Here is a 6,995-nt window from a genome sequence, read left to right on the forward strand (position 1 = left end):
TTCCTTAATCCTTGTCTGCGGTTATCGGTACTGCGAGATAGTTCCACCCGTCGTAACCGTCCAATAACCGGTAATTGTTGTTTTCATAGCTGCCGGGAAACAGAACCAGCAGCCGCCCCTCAACCAGGGGAGCCAACTTATCCACAACGTCTTTGACCTTGAGAAAACCGAAGAGCGAGCCAACACCCTGAACAGCCACTACGGTGTTGTCGTTGGCATTTGTTTCTTTCAGAACCCGCTCGAACTCGCTCACGATATAGTCCAGATACTTGGGCAAGACCGTGGCCAACAGGTGCGGCTTCTGGAAATAGCTCTTTGCGTACCGTTGGGTAGCCAGCCAGCCTGCAAAGGTGTTGGTCAAATCAAACAGAACCCATTCGTGACCCGCCTGCCGGGTAACAATTTCGAATTCGTCTACCCGGGCTCTGAGCCAGCGCTCTTCGTTTTCGTTGTAAACGCAGAAAACCACCCGCTGGGCTGCGGCGGCATCATCCCTCCAGGGGATAGCAATGTGCCGTGCGTACGATTGAATCAGGCGCTTAACCCTGCTCACGCAACCACTCCTGTTCCTGCTGATTGATCAGGTTGGGGAAAAGCACTTCGATCACATCCCCCACCCGCTTGTAGGTTATCCAGCCCCTGCGTGAGGCCTGCTCGGCCAGTTCAATGGTTTGTTCCCGGGAGCAGTCCAGCAGCTTGGCGTATTCCGTACTGAACAGACCTTGCCCACGCGCACCGGCCAGGTAGCCCAATAACAGAGCGTAGGCCGCACTGCCTGCTGTAGGGGCAGCTCGGTTACGGGTTTTCTTGTTTCGGCCGATAAGGTGGCCGGATTTGGTCCAGCTGGAGTTGATGTTCTGCGCTGTGGATTTCAGAGTAGCTTTGCTGAACCGGCCTGGCTCCAGGCTATCGATCAGTTCCTCTACCGACTCACGGGTAATGACTGATCCCTCCGGCGTCTTGAGAATCATTGGTGCGCTGGCACGGAAAATGGAGTCCCTGGCGTAGGTAGCCAGCAGCGCCAGCATCGGCCGACCAACTTCATCTCGCTGCCAGAAGTACAACAAGGCACGGAACAGTACATGGTCTACGTCGAGCGAGTAGAGCTCGGCAAGATGCCTATAAGTCAGGCGACGAGTCTTGCCTGAACGTTTGCCGAGGCAGTTGTCTTCCTCTATCGCATTCAGATAATCGGCCTTTGTTGCGTCAGCACGGTTTACGTAATCGAGCAGAGCCGTGAGCTCGTCCAGCATCATTGTGCGGGAGCTGTGAGTGCCGCCACGCTCAAACCGGAACCCGAAACGGGCAAGTTGTTTCTCCTCAGGCATTGGCGTTATTCCCGTCGCTGGCACCACCGCTGCGTACCCAGGCATCTACTTCGTCCTTTTTGAACTTCCAGGCTCGGCCTACGCGATGAGCTGGCATGGCTTGTTTATCGATCCACCGGTAGATCGTGTCACCACTGACGCCAAGGTATTTCGCGATTTCATTGACTGACAACCATCGGTCATCCAGCTCAGTCATCTATTCCGTCCCCGTCTTTCGCTTGAGCTACTCAAGTGATATGGCGCTCATGATGCTCATTGGTTAGGGACCAATATATAGAGCCAGCTCGGGTCAAACAACTGTATTGAGCTTCATAGACCTGCATTGAGCGGCAACATAAGGCTTTTATGCCATATATTACCTGAACGAAACGACAGAGAATGTCGCTCTTCATAATCGCTCAGAATCCTAAACGTAGATGGGAGAGGAGCCTCGACGGCAAGAAAACTCGCCGTCGAGAACCGACAAGCAGTAAAGGACTCTATGGCTAAAATCGACCTCAGGAGCCCTCATTGCCCCTGGCATTCATTCGGTCGATGAGCCAGCAGCGAACCTCTTCATAGACATAAAAAGCTGGTGCCTGCTGCGAGTTGCCATCTTTAATCGGTTTGGGAAACTTGGGATCACGCCTTTTCAGCTCGTAGAAACCACTGCTGGACAGATCAAGCATTTCCATCAACGTTTTCTGGCGGATGAGGATTTTCTGGATTTTTTTGGCCATAGGTGCCGCTCCTGAGTTTGTTAAGAACGACACCTATACTATTGCTGAATCTGGCGCTCGTGCGCAGTCTAATTTCAATTTAACTGCAATTACGCCCCGATGTGACGATTATCATGCCGCTGCCTGTTGACCAGGCTCGACTGGCCGATACCGAATCATTGCTTCTACAACACGCTGCTCAAACTCCTTTTTCTGTTTTTCGGTCAATCCCTTCCTGAGCGCGTCCAGATAGTCGGCATACCATTGCATCATCACCCGGCGGGCTTCCAGATAAGCAGCTTGATTGTAGACACCTGCAACACCTGGCATCTTATGGGAGAGCTGGGCTTCGATGTGGTAATGGTGCCAGCCATGTTCATGGAGCAGAGTAGAAGCGGTGTGCCGAGAGCCGTGGCCGGTCAAGCGCCCCTTATAACCGATTCCCCGAAGCATCTTGTTAATTGAATCCGTGGACATCGTCGGATTCTTTGGCCCGATGCTTGGAAAAAGGTACCGTGATCGACCAGTCAGTTCTTTGAGTTTTCTCAGCAAATTCACGAGTTGAGCTGGAAGGGGAACAATATGCTGAGTCCTATTTTTCATATTCCCCTCTGGTACAACCCAGTACGCCAGATCCAGATTTATATGGCTCCACTCCGCTTTGACGACCATTCCTGGGCGCGATGCTGTAAAAAGCGTCATTTTCATAGCAATGACGGTCTGTAATCGGGAAGTGGAAGATTCCACGGCTTTCAAAAAATCCGGCAGCTCAGGCTCCAAAAGGTGAGGGAAAGGAGTTTTCCCACCTCTTCGCTTGGCGATATACCGAAGTTCAGACGCAGGATTGGTATCGCAGATTCCACGCCCAATTGCGTAACGGAAAATCTGATTCAGAGCCTGGCGAATTTTTTTGCTTTTATCGAAGCTCTGGTCGAGCTCGATCTTGTGTTGCAGGTCGGCACACTGCTTTGGCGTAATCTGCTTGACCGGAATATTTCCAAGCTCCGGCAAGATGTCATTATCCAGATATCCACGCATTTGTTTCGCGGTACTTTTGGCGTACCCATCATCGAGTTTCTTGTTGTACCAGTACTCACAAGACTCCGAGAACGGATGTTCGATTAGTGCCTTTCTGGCAGCTTCCTCAGCACGGCGAACTTCCCGAGGATCCTTTCCGTCGGATACCTGTGCCTGAATGAGATCGGCCTGCTTACGGGCCAGTTTGGCGCTGACGGCGGGGTACCCACCAACACCCAGCCAGCTCCACTTACCATCAGGCCTTTTGTACCTGACCTCCCAGCGTTTAGATCCGTTGGCAGCCACGGTGAAATGCAGCTGGTTTGGCCCATCTTTGATCCTGTAGAGCTTGTCTTCGGGTTCCAGGCTCCGCAGCACGGTTTCAGCGAGTGGAGTCCTTTTGATTTCGCGGCGTTTCATTATCGTTTCCGTTTTGTATAGCTCAGTTCGCCTTTGAAATTACCATACAAGCGGCTATACACAACGGCCCCCGACGTACAAGGACATACACGGGCGTATAAAGGCATTAAACCTTGCCAATATATTGAAATAATGGAATTTTATGGAGGTGTCAGGATGTGTGCGGGTATCGGTTTGGAGCGGGTGAAGGGAATCGAACCCTCGTCTTAAGCTTGGGAAGCTTCTGCTCTACCATTGAGCTACACCCGCGTTGGCCTCAATATAGGCCTGCATGTGAAATCAGGCAATACCCACCGACATTGATCCTTGTGGCACCGGTTGTGACGCCATAGCTACTCGGAGTTTACGGGACGGCTGGTATTGATCGGATAACCTGAACGGAGAGTACATGGATCCCTACCTCATACTGATCGGCGCCACGATGCTTGTGATGAGCATTCTGCTCAGCCCCCTGTCGAGCCAGGTGGGCATGCCCGTGCTGCTGATTTTCCTCGGGGTAGGGATGCTGATGGGTGAGGACGGCGCCGGTGGTATCCGCTTCGATGACTTTGAGCTGGCCTTTGTTATCGGCAACCTGGCGCTGGCTGTCATCCTGCTGGATGGCGGTATGCGCACCCGGGCCGAGACCTTCCGGGTGGGCCTCAAGCCGGCGATGCTGCTGGCCACGGTGGGTGTCCTCATAACCGCCGTGCTGGCCGGACTCTGTGCCTGGCTGGTTTTCGACCTGCACTGGATGGTCGCGCTGCTGATCGGTGCCATCATCTCCTCCACGGACGCGGCTGCCGTATTTTCCCTGCTACAGGGCCATGGACTTCACCTTAACGAGCGGGTCAGCGCCACGCTGGAGATTGAGTCCGGCAGTAACGACCCCATGGCCATCTTCCTGACCCTGATGCTGGTCAGCATGCTCAGTGCCGGCGGAGCGTCCTCCATCATGGACGGACTGATGATGCTGGTCAGCCAGTTCGGTATTGGCGCCGTGATCGGTATCCTTGGCGGGTTCCTGATTGTCGAAATGGCCAACCGCGTACGTCTGACAGCCGCGCTCTACCCGCTGATGGTAGGTGCCGCAGGTATCTGCGTCTTCGCCGGGACCAATATCCTGGGGGGCAGTGGGTTTCTCGCTATCTACCTTGCCGGGGTCATTGTGGGGAACCGGCCGGTTCGGATGATGCCCATGATCCTCCAGGTCCATGACGGCCTGGCGTGGCTGGCCCAGTTGTGCCTGTTCCTGATGCTGGGTCTGCTGGTGAGTCCGTCAGACCTGCTGCCACTGATCGGCGGGGGCCTGGTGCTTGCGCTGGCGCTGATCTTCGTGATCCGCCCGCTGGCGGTCTTCAGCACCCTGTGGCCCTTTGGTTTCAACCGCAGGGAACTGCTGTATATCAGCTGGGTAGGCCTGCGCGGCGCGGTACCCATTGTGCTGGCCCTGTTCCCGATCATGGCCGGGCTGCCGGAAGCCAGGGACATCTTTCACTTTGCGTTCTTTATCGTGCTGGTATCGCTGGTGGTCCAGGGCAGTACCCTGGCGCCCCTGGCCCGGAAACTGAAACTGGAAGTACCAGCCACCGGCGAGCCGTACCGCCGACTTCCGCTGGACGTTCCGGCCGCCGGCGAGCACGAACTGATGCTGTTCCCCCTGCGGGGAGATCGGTGGGATGACCCACGTCGCCTGGGCCAGCTGCAAATGCCGGAGAATACGGCTATCGCCGGGATATTCCGTAACCGTCAGTGTCTCGCACCAAGCCCGGACCTGGTTATCTCGAAAGGCGACGTGGTGGCGGTCTTTGCGGTTTCCGGCGCCCTCTCAGAGCTGGGTAAATCCCTGTCGGGCAAACAGGCACCCCGACACCTGGCCGAGCGGGCGTTCTTTGGCGACTTCGTTCTCAACGGAGATGCGCTGCTGGGCGATGTGGAACAGGTGTATGGCATCGAGTTCGACGAGCTGCCCCCGGAACTCTCGTTGGCGGAGTGCTTCGCCAAACGCACCAAGGGCCACCCGGTTGTTGGCGACAAGGTTACCCTGGGCCCGGTCATCCTGGTGGCACGGGCAACGGAGTCCGACCGGGTCACCAAGGTGGGCCTGAAAATGACCGAGTCCTGAGGCCCGAAAGGCATCTTCGACCATTGAAACCTTCTGTGACATATACCCACAAATATTACATGCAAGTAATTTCAACAATGTGCTATAAGATGGTGAAATTCTGACCATTCCAATTGAAGCCTGATTTGCCATGATGGGTATACCGATTTTGCTCCCGAGACACTTGATGACAGCCCTGCTCACGGCACTGGCGTTACTTGCGTCAGCGACCCAGGGCGCGGAGCTGCGGACGCTGGCCATGGCTGAGCCCCCGCCGGCCATCAGCAAGATCGGCACGATCAGTGAAGTCGTGGTACGCAAGGAAGAGCGGCGTCTTTATCTGCTTTCCGGTGACACAGTGGTTCGTGACTACAGGATTTCTCTTGGGAAGACCCCTGAAGGCCATAAACTCTATGAGGGCGACAGCCGAACCCCCGAAGGCAACTACACCCTCGATTTCCGGAACCCCGACAGCGATTTCTACAAATCAATCCGGATTTCCTACCCCAGCCCCAAAGACCGGAAACTGGCGGAGGCATGGGGCCTGAGCCCCGGGGGCAATATCATGATCCACGGCCTGCCCAATAATGTCGGCGACATGGCCTTTGCCTACAAGGGGCTGGACTGGACCAACGGCTGTATTGCCGTCACCAACGAAGAAATGGATGAAATCTGGCAACTGGTGGATGTAGGTACCCCTATCAGGATTTTGCCCTGAGAGGCAAAAAACCTCATGGATTCAAAAAGTTCCTTATCAAACTCTTACGTTTGTGTAATTTGCTAAGAAGTTTTACGTATCCCGAGTTAACATTTTTATCGGGAGTGTTTTACACTGTTAGCGAATCCGTCGGTAAACCGTCGGACCCGATTTAACAGGATGTTATTCATCCAGAACTTCTGCACGACGCGAAGTATAACGACCAATAAGGGGATTTAAGACATGCGTAAGTTGACGATCGCAGGGTTTGCACTGGCCACCGTAATGACTGCTGGTTGTGCCACCACTGAACAGGCTGCTATTGACGAGGCAACTGCAACTGCCAACTCCGCAGAGCAGACCGCCAGCAATGCCCTGAGCACTGCCAACAATGCTGACCGCAAGGCCAACACCGCCCTGCGTCGCGCCGAGCAGGCCCTGGCCGAAGCCAAGGAAGCTCAGAAGTCCGCAGACGAAGCCAACGAGCGCGCTGCTCGCATGCTTCAGCGTTCCAGCCAGAAGTAAGACTGGAAAGCATCTGCAAAAAGGCCGGCATTTGCCGGCCTTTTTTATGGTCTGACGCCCGCTCCCTGGCGCGTCAACTTTCGTCCCCTGACGTTACCTTCGGGCCCGTTCCCCCGTTACCAGTCTTTGGTCCGGCCGCCTTGTTCATAAGGGCCTTCACCAAATCGAGTGGGTAGATTAGCCTTGTCCTCATGAAAGATACACAGCTCTACAGCCAGATTCTGGGC

At 54.9% G+C, this 6,995-nt stretch carries 8 protein-coding genes and 1 tRNA gene; 3 read left to right on the plus strand and 6 right to left on the minus strand.

Going from position 1 to position 6,995, the window contains the following annotated elements; translation table 11 throughout:
• Nucleotides 1–4: 4 nt before the first annotated feature.
• From MLC59_RS17305 to MLC59_RS17330, 6 genes are all read right to left on the minus strand, one after another.
• Nucleotides 5–553 (minus strand): BREX protein BrxB domain-containing protein, encoded by a 549-nt coding sequence (locus MLC59_RS17305; protein ID WP_248236653.1) that lies wholly within the window; start codon nucleotides 551–553, stop codon nucleotides 5–7.
• Nucleotides 540–1,328, minus strand: coding sequence for a hypothetical protein (locus MLC59_RS17310; RefSeq protein WP_248236654.1), 789 nt, complete (start codon nucleotides 1,326–1,328; stop codon nucleotides 540–542). Before MLC59_RS17310 ends, MLC59_RS17305 begins: the two co-directional genes overlap by 14 nt.
• Nucleotides 1,321–1,524, minus strand: a complete 204-nt coding sequence (locus MLC59_RS17315; RefSeq protein ID WP_248236655.1) for a helix-turn-helix domain-containing protein — start codon at nucleotides 1,522–1,524, stop codon at nucleotides 1,321–1,323. Before MLC59_RS17315 ends, MLC59_RS17310 begins: the two co-directional genes overlap by 8 nt.
• A gap of 301 nt (nucleotides 1,525–1,825) precedes the next feature.
• The gene (locus MLC59_RS17320; RefSeq protein ID WP_248236656.1) at nucleotides 1,826–2,047 is read right to left on the minus strand and encodes a helix-turn-helix transcriptional regulator; all 222 of its coding nucleotides are present in this window, start codon (nucleotides 2,045–2,047) and stop codon (nucleotides 1,826–1,828) included.
• A 111-nt stretch (nucleotides 2,048–2,158) separates the two neighbouring features.
• The gene (locus MLC59_RS17325) at nucleotides 2,159–3,463 is read right to left on the minus strand and encodes a tyrosine-type recombinase/integrase (protein ID WP_248236657.1); all 1,305 of its coding nucleotides are present in this window, start codon (nucleotides 3,461–3,463) and stop codon (nucleotides 2,159–2,161) included.
• 175 nt (nucleotides 3,464–3,638) lie between these two features.
• Nucleotides 3,639–3,712: transfer RNA gene (locus tag MLC59_RS17330), tRNA-Gly, on the minus strand.
• A gap of 139 nt (nucleotides 3,713–3,851) precedes the next feature.
• Between MLC59_RS17330 and MLC59_RS17335 the strand changes: the two genes are divergently transcribed.
• From MLC59_RS17335 to MLC59_RS17345, 3 genes are all read left to right on the plus strand, one after another.
• Entirely contained in the window at nucleotides 3,852–5,567 is a 1,716-nt protein-coding gene (locus tag MLC59_RS17335; RefSeq protein WP_248236658.1) for a potassium/proton antiporter, read from the plus strand.
• Between the two features lie 166 nt (nucleotides 5,568–5,733).
• Complete coding sequence (locus MLC59_RS17340) at nucleotides 5,734–6,264, plus strand: L,D-transpeptidase family protein (RefSeq protein ID WP_427901742.1); 531 nt, start codon at nucleotides 5,734–5,736, stop codon at nucleotides 6,262–6,264.
• A 222-nt stretch (nucleotides 6,265–6,486) separates the two neighbouring features.
• Nucleotides 6,487–6,768, plus strand: coding sequence for an Lpp/OprI family alanine-zipper lipoprotein (locus tag MLC59_RS17345; protein ID WP_248236659.1), 282 nt, complete (start codon nucleotides 6,487–6,489; stop codon nucleotides 6,766–6,768).
• The last annotated feature ends 227 nt before the right edge of the window (nucleotides 6,769–6,995 follow it).

Origin of the sequence: Marinobacter bryozoorum (genome assembly GCF_023156245.1) — a bacterium.
Lineage (GTDB): Bacteria > Pseudomonadota > Gammaproteobacteria > Pseudomonadales > Oleiphilaceae > Marinobacter > Marinobacter bryozoorum.